Here is a 17,509-nt window from a genome sequence, read left to right as displayed (position 1 = left end):
AACTAACCGCAGCTTTTCAGATCACTACGGTATGAACAAATTTCTTTCCTTAGCCGCGCTAACGGCTGGTCTAATGCTGTCGGTGGCAGCATCAGCTCAGGAGCAAGCTACCACCGCAAGCAGTAACGGCTCTAATCGCCCGATCCCGAACTCAGATATCATGTTCAGCAAGACAATCTGGCGGGCTGTGGATCTTCGGGAAAAGCAGAATAAGCCGATGTTCTCGGAAGGCAAAGAAATTAGCCGGGTGATCATCGAAGCGGTGAAGCGTGGCGAGCTGCAAGCTTACAGCAACGATTCTCTTACTCGGACTATTACTCCAGCAGAGATGACCTCCAACATGTCATATGCTGAAGCTTCTGCTGGTCTTTCGGATGAAGAAAAGGCAGCAGGTTTCAGTGAGCAAGATGCTGGTGGCGGATGGGGTGCAGCTAGCGATGATGGTTGGGGAACACCCAAAAAGAAAACTGCTGCTGGTAGCAAAACAAAAGGCAAAACAAAGGCAGTGGCAGCAAAGCCAACACCACCGCCACCTGCTAGCTACGAATACCGTCCTAAGGACCTATACCAGATGGAAGTGAAGGAAGATATGATCTTCGACAAGAAACGGTCACGGATGTATCATGACATCAAATGCATCGGTTTACTAGTGCCGGCTACACTATCTGCAAATACTTCGGGAATTGAAAAAACCATTGGATACTTTAAATACTCGGATCTAGTACGAGTGTTCCGCAACAATCCGGACAAAGCCATTTGGTTTAACTCCCAAAATGATGCGCAGCATAAGAACTTGGCAGATGCATTTGAACTTTGGTTGTTTAACTCGTATATCGTTAAGGTTTCAAACCCAAACGATGCCCGTCTAGACGAGATTTACGGTGGTCAGCAACAAGGTGTATTAGCCTCGCAGCAAGCTGCTTCCGATTTGATCGAGTACGAGTATAATCTCTGGAGTTTCTAAGTCAGAGTACTGTACTTAGAAAGCCCATAAAAAGAAAAAGCCCTAGCTATATAAGCTAGGGCTTTTTCTTTTTATGGGCTTTATTCATCAGGAAGCGTTATTTCCTACATCTGAAGAAGTAGGCTGCTCTTGCTGTTCAAAGTGGTTAAGCAAGATGCGAGTTTTCGCTTTGCCAATCTCCGCAATTAGATCTGATTCAGATAGCTCTCGGATCTTCTTTACGGACTTGAATTTACTTAATAGCTTTTCAGCAGTTGTTGGTCCTAGGCCTTTGACGTCAGTAAGTTCAGTTTTAAGTGTTGAAGCGTCGCGGCGGCTACGGTGGAAAGTGATACCAAAGCGGTGTGCCTCGTCTCGCATGCGTTGGATGAGACGCAGGGTCTCCGACTTTTTATCGATATAAAGTGGGAGGGGGTCATTAGGAACGTAAATCTCTTCCAAACGCTTAGCGATACCGACCACTGGAATCTTACCCCATAAGTCAAGATCACGCAATGCTTTTACGGCCATACCTAACTGTCCTTTACCACCGTCCACAATAACTAGCTGGGGTAACGAAGCACCTTCATCGATTAAGCGGCGATAACGGCGAGTAACAATCTCATACATTGAATCGAAGTCATTTGGCCCCACAACTGTCTTTATGTGAAAATGCCGGTAATCTTTCTTGCTAGGTTTTGCATTGCGAAAGCATACCATAGCTGCAACTGGATTATCACCCTGGAAATTCGAGTTGTCGAAGCATTCAATGTGCTTAGGCAACTCAGTCAGCCGTAAGTCGCGCTTTATGCCTTCCATAATGCGGACCTCGTTTACATCTTTTGAGCGGTCATTCATGCTCTCCTTTTCTTTGCGCAGATAAAGCACGTTCTTAATAGAGAGCTCCAACAACTTACGCTTATCGCCTATCTGCGGTACTGTGAGCGTAACCCCTGGCAACGGCAAAGGAGAAAGGGGAACGTTCGTCAAAACTTCCTTCGATTCACTTTCGAACTCTTCCCGCATTTGCATGACTAATGGAGCTAGAATATCCGCATCCAGTTCGTCAAGCTTCTTCTGTACCTCTAGCGACTGTGTCTGGATAATTGCTCCGTTCATCACCTTCAAGTAGTTGATGAAGGCGCTTTTTTCGTTAGAAGCTATGCTGAACACATCGATATTGGAAAGCGCCGCATTTACTACAGTCGATTTGGCTTGGAAATCATCTAAGCGGTCCAACTTCTGCTTCAAGGTATGCGCTAGCTCAAATTGTTGCTCTTGTGCTGCCTGCATCATTCGCTCCCGGAAATAAGCTTTCGGAACGGATAGGTTACCGCTCAAGATATTCCGGATCTGCTGGATATACTGTGCATAGGTTTCTTCATCTTGCAGGCCTTCGCAAGGACCTTTACAGTTGCCTAGGTGGTATTCTAAGCAGACCTTGAACTTGCCAGCTTCTATATTTTCGGGCGATAAGTTGTAAGTGCAGGTGCGGAGCGGATACAGAGCCCGAATCAGTTCGAGCACAATGTTCATTGCCGTGAGGTTGGCATAAGGACCGTAGTATTTAGATCCATTGTCAATCTTATTGCGAGTAGGTAGAAGGCGAGGGAACCGCTCGTTGGTCAAGCACAAATACGGGTAGGTCTTGCCGTCTTTGAGCAGTATATTGTACTTAGGCTGATGCTGTTTGATCAGGTTGTTTTCTAACAAGAACGCTTCAGACTCATTGTCTACAATCGTGAATTCGATGCGTTTGATGTTTTTGACCAGCTGTTGGGTCTTCTTATTATGGTCTTGCTTAGTGAAGTAGCTGCTGACACGCTTACGGATGTCTACGGCTTTGCCAACATATATTATACCCTCATCATCAAAGTACTTGTAGATACCGGGACGATGGGGGAGATGGCGAATCTGCTCTTGTAAATGGGCGTTAGCAGCCATGTAGCACAAATTGAAAAGGAGGAAGCATTAGCATACAATGGTACGCAGAGTAACAACGCAGAGGTTCGTAAAGGAATTTCCGCCAGAATACTTTATAAACAAACACGTGGCAAGTGCACTGCATTTGCCACGTGTCTGAAGGGGAGAATAGGTTGACTAGATACCTAGGCTTAAATATCCTTGTCATCCAAGTCATCTAGCTCAGCTTGGTTGAGCTTCTGGCTATAGGGAATGGTGTCACGCTGCCCGCCATTATAACGACTACAATCTGTTTCGATGGAAAGGTTAGCTGGCTTGGGGAAAGGATTGGTGTCAATATCAACCTTGTCTTTATTCGCATAAACTTTACGCATGAATAACCCATAGATTGGAAGAGCTAACCGAGCTCCTTGGCCGTAAGCTCCCGTGCGGAAGTGAATGCTTCTGTCTTCACCACCTACCCACATGCCGCACACAAGGTTAGGCGTAATGCCCATAAACCAAGCATCGGAGTAGTTGCTGGTAGTACCGGTTTTTGCGCCCATCTCGTAAGGAAACTTAAAGCCAGTTTTTAGGATGGTGGAAGTACCGCCTTGCTCAGTTGTAGAAGCCTGTAGCATGTAGGTCATTAGGTAGGCTGTTTCCTCATTCAACGCCTCACGCGTTTGCGGTATGAACTCACGTAATACGTTGCCGTTCTTATCCGCAATGCTTGTGACCATCATGGGAGAGGTCCAGATGCCTTTGTTCACGAAAGTGCTGTAGGCACCGCAGAGTTCGTAGATGCTCACGTCGCTCGAGCCAAAACCCACTGCGGGCACAGCTTCGATAGGAGAGGAGATACCTAGGCGATGGGCGTATTTTACAATATCGCTGGGCCCTATTTCCTTTACTAGCCACGCTGTAATGGAGTTCATCGAACGAGCTAGAGCTTGGCGTAAGGTGAACACCCGACCCGAGAAACCGCCCTCAAAGTTTTTAGGTGTGTAAGCTGGCCGCCCCGCTACTGCTGGAAAGGTGGTAGCTATATCGGGGCGTGGCAAGCATGGTGAATAGCCACGGTCGATAGCAGCGGTATACACGATAGGTTTGAACGTAGAGCCTGGCTGCCGCTTACCTTGCTTGACGTGGTCATACTTGAAGAACTTGAAGTTGGTGCCTCCTACCCAAGCTAGGATATGACCATTCAGTGGGTTCATGGCCATAAAACCTGCGTGTAGATAGCGCTTATAGTAAGCCAGCGAGTCCATGGGCGACATCACTACTTCTTTCTCGCCTTGCCACGAGAACACCGTCATTTTATACTTCTTATTCAGGTAGTACTTAATGGAGTCCTTATTGCCGTCGAAGCGGTTATAAAGTGACTTGTACCGCTCTGTACGCTTGATAGATGTTTGTAAAAAGTTGGGAATGATGCGACCATTTTCGTCGCGCCATGGCAACTGCCCCTTCCAGTGTTGATTGAACCATTTCTGCTGCAACTGCATATGCTCCGCAACCGCCGACTCCGCATAGCCCTGCATTCTCGAGTCGACAGTTGTGTAGATCTTCAGACCGTCAGCATAGAGGTCATGGTCAGTTTCCCTAGCCCACTTCAGCAACGACTTAGCGATTTCCGTACGGAAGTAAGGAGCGATGCCTTTATTGGCATTTTCTACATTGTAGTGTAAAACGATTGATTTGCTAGCTGCCTTCTCGTACGTTGGCTCGTCAATGTAGCCGTACTTGTGCATCTGGTTCAAAACCCAATCGCGACGCTTCCTGGATCGTTCGGGGTTCCGTACGGGATTGAACCACGACGGACCGTTCACCAACCCAGCTAACAAAGCCGATTCCTCTAGGGTTAGTGCCTTAGGCTTTTTGTTGAAGAACGTCTTCGCTGCTACGTTGATGCCGTAAGCATTCGAGCCAAATTCAGCGGTGTTAAGATACATGCGCAAAATCTCGCGCTTGGTGTAGTTACGCTCTAAGCGTACCGACATGATCCACTCCTTCGTTTTCACGATGAGCATTCGCAGACCTGGCACATGGCTTAATAAACCATCATTTAGGTCCTCGCGGGTACGAAATAGCAACTTGGCCAACTGCTGAGTTAGGGTTGAGCCGCCGCCACCTTTGCTGCCAGTTACCAGACCGCTAGCTACCCGGCCCATCGCCTTCAAGTCAATACCTGAGTGGTGCTCAAAGCGCACGTCTTCCGTTGCAATGAGCGCGTCAATTAAGTTTTGAGGTAAGTCTTCGTAATCGGCTGGGGTGCGGTTTTCTCGGAAGAACTTTCCCATCAGCACGCCGTCGGCCGAGTAGATCTCAGAAGCTAGCTCACTCTTAGGATTTTCTAGGGTCTTGAGGTTCGGCATACGGCCGAACAGGTTCAGCAAGTTGATGCTGACCGCAAAAATGTATAGAACAAACAGAACGAAGCCTCCCCCAAATAGCCACCATAGGGCACGCGTAATGCGAGCGAACCGTCCGGATTGCTGAGGTTTGCGGAGTGAAGGTTTATTCTTAGTGGCAGGATAAGCCATGTTTTCTGGTAATGAATTACAGGATCTAATGCCAGAAGAAAGCTAGCTTCTCATTGCTTACGAACTCAGGAGAGAAGTAACTTACCTCAGCACTACAGCAGCAACGGGCTACTTGGCGTAAGTCTGTTGGTAGAAACGCTGGTACTCTTCTACATCTTTGCTTTGGAGCAGCAGCGGTAGATTATCAATACCAATAACTAGGGTTTGGTAACCCACGCCGCGCAGACGACTTAACGGGGACTGAGGGCCACGTAACTTCAAAGCGTAACTCTGGGCAATTTTGGCGCTTGGCAGCGGCTGAATAACAACCATATCCAAGGCATCATTCAAGCTTGATTCCCGAATAGTAAGGTTATTAGCGCGGAAGAATCGGCTGTTGTAGGTGCCTAGTAAAGTAGGCATGTCCTTCAAAGGAGATGCTCCCTTGGGGAAAGCTAGCACCACGACGTGCTGGACATTGGGGTTGGCGATAAAAGCAGTAGCTGGTTTGCTAGGAACTGCTGGCGTTGTAGCTTCCTTATTGTTCGCCGATGGAGTAACAGCGGGAACAGGTGAAGTTGAAGTAGCCGTGGGGAGTGTAGGCGTTGGAGTTACTGATGTAGGAGGAACTACGGCTGTCGCTGGTGTGGAGGTAGCAGCGCTCGTCGTGGTAGCCGAAGCAGGGGTAGTAGCCACGGGAGGGGTAGAGCTAGGTGCTACAGGTGCATCTGCGGGATTGATAACGGCCCGAGGTACCTGTTGCTTTATAGGTACTGTTTTCCCTGCGCGAGCCGAAGCAACAGCAGCTTGATTCTCTGCATAGATAACGCGAAGGCGACTCTCCACTTCGCCAGGTTTGAAGATCGAAACCACAGGTTTGTCGGTAGAAGCTAGGGCGCCCGTTATTTTACCAGCCTCATACTCCTTGTAGGTATTTAGCATGGTTAGCGCCTGGCTGCTCAACTGGCTGTCTGGGAAATCTTTGTAAAACTTCTCCACAGAGGCTTTCGCCGTAAGTGGCGGTTGCGTACGGATAGTGAGCAGCGTAGTCAAGAAAGCCAAACGATCATTTAAATCGTTTTCCGGGTACTGCTGCCGAGTAGCGGCTACTAAATCGGCCGCTTTTTTGAATTCCTGCCTTTTATATAAGGCAAAAGCAGAATCTACTTGTACTGATACTTTTGCATTGACAATAGACGTGCGACGCAAATATTCCGGGTCGGCGACCAGCTTCGCGTAGGAGGAGTTTGGAAATTCTTGCCGCAGGCGCAAAGCATAAGCTTCTGCTTTAGGAGCATTTGGTTGCTCTTTGTAAATGAGATAGAGACTATAGTATGATTCCGGTAAGTGCTTACTCTGCGGAAAGCGAGCTACTACTTTCTCATAGGTTTCGGCGGCGCGGGCTGGCTCACGTAGTTGTTGGCCGTAGATGGTACCTAGAATGAACAGGGCCTCTTCCACTTGCTTTTGAGAAGCTTGCATCTGAGCTTCCGTAAGCGGAATTGCCTGACGATATTTTGCTACTAATGCCTCCTGTTGGGCTGCTGGGTCGGTAGGTGCTGGCGTAGCGGCTTGTCCTGTTGTATTAACGCTCGTATTATTAGCTCCAGCGATGCTGACAGGCACATTGCCACCCCGGTTAGTAACAGCTGAACCGCTCGCTTGGCTAGTTACGCGCCAGTTATCCTGTAGCTGCCGGTCGCCCCAGCGGCGGATAAATTCGCTGCGTGCAGTTCCAAGAGCAGCAGGGTTATCGAAGTACCACTGCGCGCCAGTGCTCGTCGCTGCAAATGTGTTTGGGTCAATATTAGGGTCACCTGCCCGCAGAGAGCTTACGCCAGAAATCGACTCCTGTTGACGAGCTTGCTTCTCTTGCTGCGCCAATAAGCGTTCCTGCTCTTTCTTCTGATTTTCTAGCTCGGTCACCGCGTAGGCCGTCAACCGAGTTTGCAAAGTAGCAGGATCTAGCTTGGCCAGTGCTTGTAAGCTGTCCTGCGTTTCGACAATTGTAATCTGCTGCGCGAAATCTTTCAGAATAGCGCTTCGCTCTGCCGTAGCCTCATATCCCGGTGCTGTTTTGGGCATGTTCTGCACGGTACTGTCGTAGTAAGCGGCAGCTAAGCGGTATTTCTGTAAGTTCTCGTAATAAATACGGCCAGCTAGCAAGTACGTGTATGACTTTTGCGCCTTATTAGGGCCAGGTGTCCGTGCCGATTTTTGCAACAAAGCTAGCGCCTGGTCATACCGCTGCTGGCGGTAGTTAAGCCGTGCCATCTCGTAGTAGATCTTGTCACGGTATTCCTTGTTTTTCGTGTCTTTCAGCAGCTTTGTGAAGTATTTATCTAAGCGTGCCCGATCAGTCAGGTTCAAATCCGAAACTTGACCTAGCATCAGTTTCGAGAAGAAGTCAAGCTCGTAAGGCGGATTACGCTTCAGAATCTTGTTGAGCTCGGCGTAAGCTTTCTTATCGTCGTTGTTAGCCTGGTACAGTTGTGCCAGAATGTAGCGTGTGCGCGACTGTTCATTCTTTTCCTCAATGTAAGGAATAGCTTTTTCCAGTTGCTCAATAGCTAGCTTCTGGTCGCCCGTGAGCAAGTAGTACTGCGCACGCGTCAGAAACAGCTCGCGGGCATTTTGCTCCTTGCCCTGTTCTTTATCCAGAAGATTAGAAACCAATAGCGCACTCTCGTAATCTTTGTCAGCCAAGAAGGAGCGCATTAGCCAGATCAATGCCTCGTGTTTGGCATTGGGATCTTTGCTAGTTGTATTGGTGTACTTGAACGTCTTGATGGCATCTTCTAACTCCATCTTATAATACCGCGCTTTGCCAATCAGCACGTAGCTGTCATCTGTCCAGTCACTGCCCGGACGATGTTGAATTGGTAAGGAGGCTTTCTTAATGATGTCATCCAGATCTGCCGTAATCTTCGTCGTAGTAGCTTCGTCAAGAGTAGGAAAAAGCGGTAGAATCTGATTGTAGTCGTTTACCCGATTTTTATAGAGAGAAGCTTCAAGCGTACGCATCTTCTCCCGCGCCAGAAAATAAGCATTGTCACGGGCTACTACATTGTCGTAGGTTTTGCCCACAACTGAGCGCTCGGAGGAGCAGGCATCTAGCCCTGCCACAACAATTGGGAGCACGGCAAAAGCCAGAAGCAGACGAGAAGCTAAAGAATGACTCAAGGTAAAGAAGGTCGGAACAGTAGTATGCAGAAATAAACGTGTGCTATACCCCGGTTCGTTCGTTTGGGAAAGCTCACCTGCTGCACAACGTAGCACGTTAAGTAAAATTACGATTTTCTCGGCGCGGTTTTGATTTCGTTGCCCGAAGCGTGACAATGATAGACACTGCTACATTGAAAAGTAATACTTTTGCCATTCTAAGTCCAGACAATCATGTTCAACTCCCCTGATTCTGATAAGAAATCTACTGATGATGGGGCTGACCGTATGCGCAGTTTTGCCCAATACTCAGGGCTAGGTTTTCAAATGTTGGCAACTATTGGCTTGTGCGCTTGGGCAGGAGTAAAGCTTGATGCACACTTTCAGAATAAAAATCCATGGTATACCATTGGGTTGATGCTCCTAGGTGTACTAGGGGCTATGTACCAAGTCATACGCTCTATCACTCGCAAGTCGTGAAGTATAATATTCTACATTAATAATTATAAACTGATACGCACTAAGCATTAGCGTTGCTACAATGAAGCGATTTGTCCGCGACCTTCTTTTGTTCTGTATTTTACTAGGAAGTGTAATCTATGCCATTGGCAGTCAATTTGGTCCACGTATTATCCATCCACTTACATACTACATTCTAGGGTTCTTTGCGCTGCTCTCAGCACTCACTTACTGGGTTACGAATCGGCTTGTACAAGCCAACCCAAACCACTTTATGGCCGCTTATTTCGGGTCTGTAGTAGCACGATTGTTAGTGTCAGTAGGATTCGTGCTTGTCTACTTCTATAAAGGAGGTGCTAAAGAAGGAGCCGGTACTTGGGCCTTCCTAGGGAGCTTCTTTCTCTTGTATTTTCTATTTGCCGGGTTTGAAATCTGGAGCGTGCTGAGTAACTTGCGCCCGTTTTCAAAACGGGGTTAATCAAATCTTCATCTTTCCTCTGGTGACCCTATAACCTGCTCTTAATGAAGCGCTTATTAATAGCTCTGTTCTGCATTCTTTCACTTCCTGTTTTTGCAAACGAACCAGTTGCACCCCAGGCTGAAGCTACCAAAGAGGAAGCCTTCAACCCTGGTGAGATGATCTTGCACCACATTGGTGACTCTCATGAGTGGCACTGGTTTTCTACCGATAACAATCATTTAACGACTTATCTGCCGATTATTGCCTACCGGCCAGGGCAAGGGCTGACGGTTTTTTCGTCGAAGCGAGTTGCTGAAGGTGAAATGCACGAAGGCTTAAAGTTGGAACATGAGCATCTGGTAGCAGAAGACGGCAGCAAGGTATACGATTTCTCGCTTACCAAGAATGCTTTCGCCCTGCTGTTAAGCAGCATCATGATGCTAGTGGTATTCAGCATTGTTGCTAGTGGCTACAGAAAACGCAAGGGTAGTGCCCCAAGGGGCTTGCAATCCTTTATGGAGCCTATTATTGTGTTTATCCGCGACGAAATCGCTAAAAAATCAATAGGTCCTAAGTACGAGCGTTACATGCCGTATTTGCTTACAGTCTTCTTCTTTATCTGGTTTAACAACTTGCTAGGCCTAACGCCTGGCGCCGCTAACCTGACAGGGAACATTGCTGTGACCTTGACCCTCGCTACACTGACGTTGCTGATCACGCTTTTCAGCAGCAACAAGTATTATTGGGGTCACATCTTTGCTACCCCAGGCGTACCGATGTGGTTACGGCCCATCATGATTCCGGTAGAACTGATTGGTGTCATCACCAAGCCTTTTTCCCTCATGGTTCGTCTGTTTGCTAATATCACAGCAGGACACATCGTAATTTTGAGCTTTATCAGCTTGATCTTCATCTTCCGTAATGTGGCAGTAGCGCCTGTTTCTCTAGCTTTTGGTCTGTTCATCAATGTACTAGAGTTATTAGTAGCTATTCTGCAAGCCTATATCTTCACGCTACTCACAGCGATGTATATCGGTGGAGCAGTGGAGGAGCACCACGATGCCGATTTGCAAATCGGTGGTGGTGATGGTGCTGCGCCAGCTCATGGTCACGGTCACTAACACGTTTTTCACCCAGCTTTTCATTTCATTCTCTTTAAAACTTCCTTTTTATGCTTCTTTCTCTGTTGTTGCAGGTTGCTAATTCCGCTGGTCTGGCCGTATTCGGCGCCGCAATTGGTGCTGGTTTGGTTGCACTTGGCGCTGGTCTAGGCATCGGCCGCATCGGTGGTAGCGCTATGGAGGCTATCGGTCGTCAACCCGAAGCTTCTGGCCGTATTCAAACCGCAATGCTTATCGTTGCAGCCCTTATTGAAGGTCTGGCACTGTTCGCAGTAGTAGTCTGCTTGCTTATCTCCTTCAAGCTCTAAAGAGGTTAGAAGTATCATAGCAGCAGCCCGTTGCGCGTCGCTTCGGCGCACGGCGCAACGGGCTGCTCGTGGTTTTGTGGTACAAGTGCTTTAGTCGTTGCCACTGAGCGGCAGCCTTCTGAGTTGCCACTTGTCCGCTAACTTATTACCATCAGTACGAACGCTTTACTGACTACCCTCTTATGCAAATCGTAACGCCTGAATTCGGCCTGATTTTCTGGCAACTGGTCATCTTTCTGATCGTGTTGTTTCTGCTGGCCAAGTTTGCTTGGAAGCCTATTCTTTCTTCTCTCAAAGAGCGGGAAGAGTCTATCGAAACAGCTCTGCGCATGGCTGACCAAGCCAAGCTAGAGATGCAGTTGCTGAAAGCTAGCAATGAGAAACTGTTGGCTGAGACACGCCAAGAGCGTGACCGTATGCTACAGGAAGCTACGCAAATGGCTAATCAACTGATAGACCAGGCTAAAACTAAAGCCACTGAAGAAGGTGGCCGCATGATTGTACAAGCCCGCGAAGCCATTCAGAATGAAAAGAATGCTGCTTTAGCTGAAGTTAAGAATACTGCTGCTCAACTGTCAATCGACATCGCTGAGCGTATCCTCCGTCGTGAACTAACGGATACTGCTTCTCAACAGCAGCTTGTGGATTCTTACCTAAAGGATGTTAAATTGAATTAGTAGTGAGTATTATGTATTGAGTAGTGAGTTTCGGTTAGCCGACGCCAGACTATCTCAGTACTCACTGCCAACTACTCAATACTAAAATCAATGTCTGAACAACGCGCTGCCTCGCGCTATGCCAAGTCGATGCTAGACTTGGCGCAGGAGCGGGGAAATATAGAGCAAGTAAAAGAGGACATGGATCTGTTCGCCAAGACATTGGGGCAGAACCGTGACCTTCGTTTGTTGCTACGTAATCCAATTGTGAAGCACGACAAAAAGCTAGCTATTCTGCGCGCCATCTTCGGAGGGAAGGTGTCAGAGGTTACGGAAAAGTTCTTCACTATTATCACGCAGCATAACCGTGAAAGTGCACTCGAGTGGGTAGCTACCGAGTTTCAAAGTCAATATGAAGCGCTACGTGGTATTCAGGTAGCTCAAGTAACAACTGCTACGCCTCTCAACGCTATTCTGCGTCATGAGGTAACGAAGCTGGTGCGTGAGCAAACTGGTCATCAAAGTGTAACGCTTAACGAGAAAGTTGATCCGGAACTCATTGGTGGCTTTGTGCTACGCGTGGGTGATCGGCAAATCGATGACTCCGTACGCAGCCGCTTGAACAGGTTGCGCAATACTCTTAAAGAGACCTCCCACCAATCTCAACTATAAACAAGCATCATGGCAGAAGTACGTCCGGATGAAGTATCCGCCATCCTGCGGGAGCAGTTATCCAACTTCAAAACCGAAGCCGAACTAGAAGAAGTCGGTACGGTGCTGCAGGTTGGCGACGGGGTAGCTCGTATTTACGGATTGGGCAAAGCTCAATCGGGAGAGCTACTCGAATTTGAAAATGGTTTACAAGCGTTGGTGCTTAACCTAGAAGAAGACAACGTAGGTGCCGTAATGCTCGGTGACTACAGCGACATCCGAGAGGGAGCCACTGTACGCCGTACAAATAAGATTGCCTCTATTCAAGTTGGCGACGGCATCATCGGCCGTGTTGTTAACACCCTAGGTCAGCCGATCGATGGCCGTGGTCCGATTAAAGGCGAAACCTACGATATGCCCTTGGAGCGTAAGGCTCCTGGCGTAATCTATCGTCAGCCAGTAAACGAGCCGCTACAAACAGGTATCAAAGCTATCGACGCTATGATTCCGATTGGCCGTGGCCAGCGGGAATTGATCATCGGTGACCGTCAGACGGGTAAGTCGACGGTGGCGCTTGATACTATCTTGAATCAGCGCGAGTACTTTGAGCGCGGTGAGCCCGTGTTCTGTATCTACGTAGCCGTAGGACAGAAGGCTTCGACCGTTGCGCAGGTGGTAAACTCCCTGACGCGCGGTGGTGCTATGGACTACACGGTTGTGGTAGCAGCTTCGGCTTCTGACCCAGCGCCGATGCAGTTCTTCGCGCCATTCACAGGTGCCGCTATTGGCGAGTTCTTCCGTGACACGGGCCGCCCGGCTCTTGTTGTTTACGATGACTTGTCGAAGCAAGCTGTAGCTTACCGTGAGGTGTCGCTGCTGCTACGTCGCCCTCCAGGACGTGAAGCTTATCCTGGCGACGTATTTTACCTGCACAGCCGTTTGCTGGAGCGTGCCGCGAAGATCAACGCTTCCGATGCTATTGCCCGCGACATGAACGACTTGCCAGAAAGCATCAAGCACCTGGTAAAAGGTGGTGGTTCATTAACTGCTTTGCCACTGATTGAAACGCAGGCAGGTGACGTATCGGCGTATATTCCAACGAACGTAATTTCTATTACGGACGGCCAGATCTTCCTTGAGACCAACCTGTTCAACTCAGGTGTGCGTCCAGCTATCAACGTGGGTATCTCGGTAAGCCGTGTAGGTGGTAACGCTCAGATCAAGTCGATGAAAAAAGTGGCTGGTACACTGAAACTTGATCAGGCGCAATTCCGTGAATTGGAAGCGTTTGCGAAGTTCGGTTCTGACCTAGATGCTTCGACCAAGCTGACTATTGAGCGCGGACGTCGCAACCTGGAAATTCTGAAGCAGCCGCAATTCTCGCCGGTGAAAGTGGAAGATCAGGTGGCAATTATCTACGCTGCTACCAATGGTCTGCTCGATAAAGTGCCCGTTGACAAAGTGCGCACGTTCGAGACTGAATTCCGTCAGGTAATGCAGTCTCGTCATCCAGAAGAACTGAAGGCCCTAAAAGCTGGCAAGCTGGATGATAACATCACGAACGCAATCCGGCAAGTAGCCAAAGATCTTTCGGCTGCTTACGCGAAGTAAATGGTCGGATGGCTGAATGATTAATGGTCAATCGTTCACACAGAAACAGCCGTTAATCATTCAGTTATCCAACAACATTCCCATTCAATAAATGGCTAGCTTAAAAGAAGTCCGCAACCGCATCACCTCAGTGCAAAGCACGCAGCAAATCACCAAAGCCATGAAAATGGTGGCGGCGGCTAAGCTGCGTCGGGCTCAGGATAACATCCTGCGGATGCGCCCTTATGCACAGCGCCTCAACAGCATTCTGAGCAACCTAACTAGTCTAGCTGGTGATGACATGGTAAGTGAGTACGGTGTTCAGCGTGAAGCGAACCGAGTACTCATTATCGCCATTACTTCTGACCGTGGTCTTGCTGGTGCATTTAACAGCAACATCTTCAAAGGAGTAAACCAACTGATTGCAGAGCGCTACGCTACGCAAGCTGCTGCTGGCAATATCACCGTAATGGCTATTGGCAAACGGGCTCATGATTACTTCTCGAAGCGTGGTCCAATTCTAGGTGAGTATACTCACGTTTTCGGCCAGCTTTCTTTCGATACGGTTCGAGTTGCTGCTGAGCAAGCAATGGAAGGTTTTCGCACGGGTGAGTTCGATGAGGTAACGATGGTATACAACGAGTTCAAGAACGTTGCGACGCAAATCGTGCGCTATGAACAGTTGCTGCCGCTAGTACCCGCCGAGGCTCCTGTTGAAGCTGCTACTACTGCAAACGTCGACTATATCTTCGAACCTTCGAAGGAAGAAATTGTGCAGACGCTCATTCCGCAGTCGTTGAAGATCCAACTGTACAAAGCCGTGTTAGAGAGCAATGCTTCTGAGCATGGCGCTCGGATGACAGCCATGGACAAGGCTACTGAAAACGCAGGTGAGCTACTCAAGTCGCTCAAGTTAACATACAACCGCACGCGTCAGGCGGCTATCACTACTGAGATTCTCGAAATCGTAGGTGGTGCTGAAGCGTTAGCATCGAGCCGTTAGACAACGACACTCTAGCTTTACAAAAAAGGCCCGCTTCTGTCTAGAGGCGGGCCTTTTTTGTAAAGCTAGGTTTTACGACAGCTTCATGTATTGTCGTTGCGCTCGTTGTTTATCGGGCTTTGGAACCGTCGGGTGCTGTTCTAAGAGCGTAATTATATCTTGTGGCACGACTTCCGTAAAGTCCTTAATGACCCTGATAGGGCTCTGAAATTTGCTGGCTTCCACAGAGGTGTCTAGGCAAATGCAACGCATACCAGCTCGATAAGCCGCTTGCTCACCGAGCACGGCATCTTCAAATACCACGCAACGCTCGGGCGGGACACCTAGCTGCTGCGCTGCTACAGTAAAGGTGTCGGCATGAGGCTTGCCCTTTTCCACGTCGGCCGCGCCCGTGATTACATCGAAGAACGGGCGTAGGTGCAGGTGGTCGATAATATAGCCAATCGTGTCGGGGGCAGAGCCAGTGCCTAGGGCAATCTTGAAACCTGCTTGTCGGGCAGCACGCAGGAAGTCGGTTAAGCCCTTTACCTCTTTGCGTTTCTCCCAGTACAACACTCGGTAGAGAAATTCACGCTGATCAGCGTAGCGCTTCAACTCTTTCTCAGGCACCGGGTTTTGAAAAACGGTCTTCAAAATAGCTGTAGCAGGCATGCCATTCAGGCGTTCGAGCAAATGCTGGGCGTTGGTAGTTAAGCCATGTTCACGAAAGAGTAGCTGAAAGGCTTCTGCTTGGTAATCCGTGTTATCGATGATCACGCCATCCATGTCGAAGATGAGCGCGTAAGATTGGTCAGTAGGCATTATAAGCTTGGAAAGCGTTTAACAAAAACGTAATAGCCCTTACCTACGCAAGACACCTAGCTTTGGCCGCTAGAGTTGAGATTCAACTTGTGAATCTATCTTTGGGAAATTGATTGGGCTAGCCTCAAATCGTGTTACTTAACTTTTTGCATTTGAAAAAGACCCTACTCTTGCTGATGACTGCTGCATTGGCGGGCACAGCGTTTGGTCAGAAGAAAGGAAAAGCGCTGGAACGGCCCAAGCTAGTGGTGGGCATTGTGGTAGATCAGATGCGCTACGATTATCTCTACCGATACTGGGATAAGTTCGGCAGCGAAGGCTTTCGGCGGTTGCTAGGAGAGGGGTTTAGCTACGAGAATACGCATTATAATTACGTGCCGACCTATACCGGGCCAGGGCATGCTAGCATCTACACGGGCACTACTCCCTCGGTGCACGGCATTGTGGGCAACAACTGGTGGGTGCGCGAGGAGGGCAAGGGCACGTACGTGACGGAAGACAAAACTGTGCAGTCAGTAGGTGGCTCAGTCGCCGCTGGTCAACAGTCGCCGCGCCATATGCTGACTTCTACCATCACGGACGAACTACGCTTAGCTACTAATTTTCAAGCAAAGGTGATTGGCTTGAGCATGAAAGACCGTGGCTCCATTCTGCCAGCTGGCCATGCGGCCAATGCGGCTTACTGGTACGATGGCACCAACGGCGCTTTCATCAGTAGCACGTTCTACCAGCAGGCGCTGCCGGAGTGGGTCGTGCAGTTCAACAACCGGAAATTATCCGAGCAATATTTGTCAAAGCCTTGGGAGACGTTGTTGCCCATCGGGCAATACACGGAGAGCACAGCCGACGATGTAGCATGGGAAGGCGCTTTCAAAGGCGAAAGCAAACCAGTTTTTCCTCACAATTTGCCGCAGTTAAGCGGCATTGACATTGCGGCATCCAAAGCGGGCCAACGAGCAGGGGCAGATGCTTCGGTTGCTACCAAGTCGGCGAATTATGATCTGATACGCTCAACCCCGTTTGGTAATTCGCTAACCGCCGATTTTGCGTTGGAGGCGGTGCGGGCTGAGCAGCTGGGTCAACGAGGTATTACGGACTTCTTGGCCGTGAGCTTCTCGTGCACCGACTACGTGGGGCACCAGTTTGGGCCGAATGCCATTGAGACGGAAGATACCTACCTGCGCTTAGACCAAGACCTAGCTCGTTTATTGACCTATCTCGACAAGACGGTAGGGAAGGGGCAGGCCTTGGTGTTCTTGAGTGCTGACCACGGCGCGGCTCACTCGCCCGAGTTTTTGCGCGATAAGAAGATTCCGGCGGGCTCGGTTGGGCCTACGCTTATGCGCGACTCATTGCAGCACGAACTAGTTCGCCGGCACGGGGCCGGCAACTGGGTGCTCACCTACGAAAACCAGCAGGTATATCTGAACCGGCCCCTAATTGCGCAAAAAAAGCTAGACCTGCACAACTTCCAGGTGGAAGTAGCGGAGGTGATGCTGAAGTTTGCAGGCGTCACGCGGGCCATTACTGCCGACGATGTGCAGAAGTCTCACTGGGAAAGCGGAATGTTGATGTACCTGGAAAACGGCTATTTCCCTAAGCGCAGCGGCGACGTGTTAGTGGTGCTGGAGCCCGGCTGGCTTGAGGCATATTCTTACCCAATCAGCCGCGGTACCACGCACGGCAGCGCTTCTGCCTACGATACGCACGTCCCTTTGCTATTCTGGGGTTGGCACGTTCGGAAAGGCGAATCGTATGTGCCTGCTAAGATCACAGACATAGCCGCGACTATAGCGCGCTTCCTCCATATTCAGGAGCCAGACGGCTGCACCGGTACACCCTTGCTGGAGGTATTGGCTAAGTAGCTGGTGCTTGAGGCCTAGCAAGGAGCACATATAAATAGTTCAACTTTGTAATTGCTGCTACGT

At 49.2% G+C, this 17,509-nt stretch carries 13 protein-coding genes; 9 read left to right on the top strand and 4 right to left on the bottom strand.

Annotated features, from left to right (window positions below):
* The first annotated feature begins 31 nt into the window (after window positions 1-31).
* A complete protein-coding gene (gene gldN / locus SD425_RS22890; protein ID WP_324672644.1) occupies window positions 32-964 on the top strand; it encodes a gliding motility protein GldN in 933 nt (310 codons plus the stop codon).
* A gap of 87 nt (window positions 965-1,051) precedes the next feature.
* On the opposite strand, the gene uvrC is transcribed toward gldN, so the two are convergent.
* The 3 genes from uvrC to SD425_RS22875 form a co-directional block, all read right to left on the bottom strand.
* Complete coding sequence (uvrC, locus tag SD425_RS22885; protein WP_324672642.1) at window positions 1,052-2,887, bottom strand: excinuclease ABC subunit UvrC; 1,836 nt, start codon at window positions 2,885-2,887, stop codon at window positions 1,052-1,054.
* A gap of 170 nt (window positions 2,888-3,057) precedes the next feature.
* Window positions 3,058-5,223 carry a transglycosylase domain-containing protein gene (locus SD425_RS22880; protein ID WP_324672640.1) on the bottom strand — a complete coding sequence of 722 codons (2,166 nt, stop codon included), beginning with the start codon at window positions 5,221-5,223 and terminating at the stop codon, window positions 3,058-3,060.
* 276 nt (window positions 5,224-5,499) lie between these two features.
* The gene (locus SD425_RS22875; protein ID WP_324672638.1) at window positions 5,500-8,511 is read right to left on the bottom strand and encodes a tetratricopeptide repeat protein; all 3,012 of its coding nucleotides are present in this window, start codon (window positions 8,509-8,511) and stop codon (window positions 5,500-5,502) included.
* Between the two features lie 255 nt (window positions 8,512-8,766).
* On the opposite strand from SD425_RS22875, the gene SD425_RS22870 reads away from it, so the two are divergent.
* The 7 genes from SD425_RS22870 (at window position 8,767) to atpG (ending at window position 14,780) form a co-directional block, all read left to right on the top strand.
* A complete protein-coding gene (locus SD425_RS22870) occupies window positions 8,767-9,012 on the top strand; it encodes an AtpZ/AtpI family protein (RefSeq protein ID WP_324672636.1) in 246 nt (81 codons plus the stop codon).
* A 501-nt stretch (window positions 9,013-9,513) separates the two neighbouring features.
* Complete coding sequence (gene atpB / locus SD425_RS22865; RefSeq protein WP_324672634.1) at window positions 9,514-10,572, top strand: F0F1 ATP synthase subunit A; 1,059 nt, start codon at window positions 9,514-9,516, stop codon at window positions 10,570-10,572.
* 50 nt (window positions 10,573-10,622) lie between these two features.
* Window positions 10,623-10,880 (top strand): ATP synthase F0 subunit C, encoded by a 258-nt coding sequence (gene atpE, locus SD425_RS22860; RefSeq protein ID WP_086594371.1) that lies wholly within the window; start codon window positions 10,623-10,625, stop codon window positions 10,878-10,880.
* 182 nt (window positions 10,881-11,062) lie between these two features.
* Complete coding sequence (locus SD425_RS22855) at window positions 11,063-11,557, top strand: F0F1 ATP synthase subunit B (protein WP_324672631.1); 495 nt, start codon at window positions 11,063-11,065, stop codon at window positions 11,555-11,557.
* A gap of 90 nt (window positions 11,558-11,647) precedes the next feature.
* The gene (atpH, locus tag SD425_RS22850; RefSeq protein WP_324672629.1) at window positions 11,648-12,208 is read left to right on the top strand and encodes an ATP synthase F1 subunit delta; all 561 of its coding nucleotides are present in this window, start codon (window positions 11,648-11,650) and stop codon (window positions 12,206-12,208) included.
* 9 nt (window positions 12,209-12,217) lie between these two features.
* Entirely contained in the window at window positions 12,218-13,798 is a 1,581-nt protein-coding gene (atpA, locus tag SD425_RS22845) for a F0F1 ATP synthase subunit alpha (protein ID WP_324672627.1), read from the top strand.
* A 91-nt stretch (window positions 13,799-13,889) separates the two neighbouring features.
* Window positions 13,890-14,780 carry an ATP synthase F1 subunit gamma gene (gene atpG, locus SD425_RS22840; RefSeq protein WP_324672625.1) on the top strand — a complete coding sequence of 297 codons (891 nt, stop codon included), beginning with the start codon at window positions 13,890-13,892 and terminating at the stop codon, window positions 14,778-14,780.
* Between the two features lie 72 nt (window positions 14,781-14,852).
* Here the strand turns inward: atpG and SD425_RS22835 are convergent, their stop codons facing one another.
* Window positions 14,853-15,581 (bottom strand): HAD family phosphatase, encoded by a 729-nt coding sequence (locus SD425_RS22835; protein ID WP_324672624.1) that lies wholly within the window; start codon window positions 15,579-15,581, stop codon window positions 14,853-14,855.
* A 152-nt stretch (window positions 15,582-15,733) separates the two neighbouring features.
* Between SD425_RS22835 and pafA the strand changes: the two genes are divergently transcribed.
* Window positions 15,734-17,446, top strand: a complete 1,713-nt coding sequence (pafA, locus tag SD425_RS22830; protein ID WP_324672623.1) for an alkaline phosphatase PafA — start codon at window positions 15,734-15,736, stop codon at window positions 17,444-17,446.
* The last annotated feature ends 63 nt before the right edge of the window (window positions 17,447-17,509 follow it).

It is taken from the genome of Hymenobacter sp. GOD-10R (genome assembly GCF_035609205.1).
Lineage (GTDB): Bacteria > Bacteroidota > Bacteroidia > Cytophagales > Hymenobacteraceae > Hymenobacter.
The sequence above is the reverse complement of the archived record's forward strand: the minus strand, read 5'-3'. Positions and strand labels throughout refer to the sequence as shown.

What these genes read in the sequence shown, in the direction of transcription:
- gldN (WP_324672644.1), top strand. Translation starts at nt 32, where the DNA reads ATGAACAAATTTCTTTCCTTAGCCGCGCTAACGGCTGGTCTAATGCTG.
- uvrC (WP_324672642.1), bottom strand. Translation starts at nt 2,887, where the DNA reads ATGGCTGCTAACGCCCATTTACAAGAGCAGATTCGCCATCTCCCCCAT.
- SD425_RS22880 (WP_324672640.1), bottom strand. Translation starts at nt 5,223, where the DNA reads ATGCCGAACCTCAAGACCCTAGAAAATCCTAAGAGTGAGCTAGCTTCT.
- SD425_RS22870 (WP_324672636.1), top strand. Translation starts at nt 8,767, where the DNA reads ATGTTCAACTCCCCTGATTCTGATAAGAAATCTACTGATGATGGGGCT.
- atpB (WP_324672634.1), top strand. Translation starts at nt 9,514, where the DNA reads ATGAAGCGCTTATTAATAGCTCTGTTCTGCATTCTTTCACTTCCTGTT.
- atpE (WP_086594371.1), top strand. Translation starts at nt 10,623, where the DNA reads ATGCTTCTTTCTCTGTTGTTGCAGGTTGCTAATTCCGCTGGTCTGGCC.
- SD425_RS22855 (WP_324672631.1), top strand. Translation starts at nt 11,063, where the DNA reads ATGCAAATCGTAACGCCTGAATTCGGCCTGATTTTCTGGCAACTGGTC.
- atpH (WP_324672629.1), top strand. Translation starts at nt 11,648, where the DNA reads ATGTCTGAACAACGCGCTGCCTCGCGCTATGCCAAGTCGATGCTAGAC.
- atpA (WP_324672627.1), top strand. Translation starts at nt 12,218, where the DNA reads ATGGCAGAAGTACGTCCGGATGAAGTATCCGCCATCCTGCGGGAGCAG.
- atpG (WP_324672625.1), top strand. Translation starts at nt 13,890, where the DNA reads ATGGCTAGCTTAAAAGAAGTCCGCAACCGCATCACCTCAGTGCAAAGC.
- SD425_RS22835 (WP_324672624.1), bottom strand. Translation starts at nt 15,581, where the DNA reads ATGCCTACTGACCAATCTTACGCGCTCATCTTCGACATGGATGGCGTG.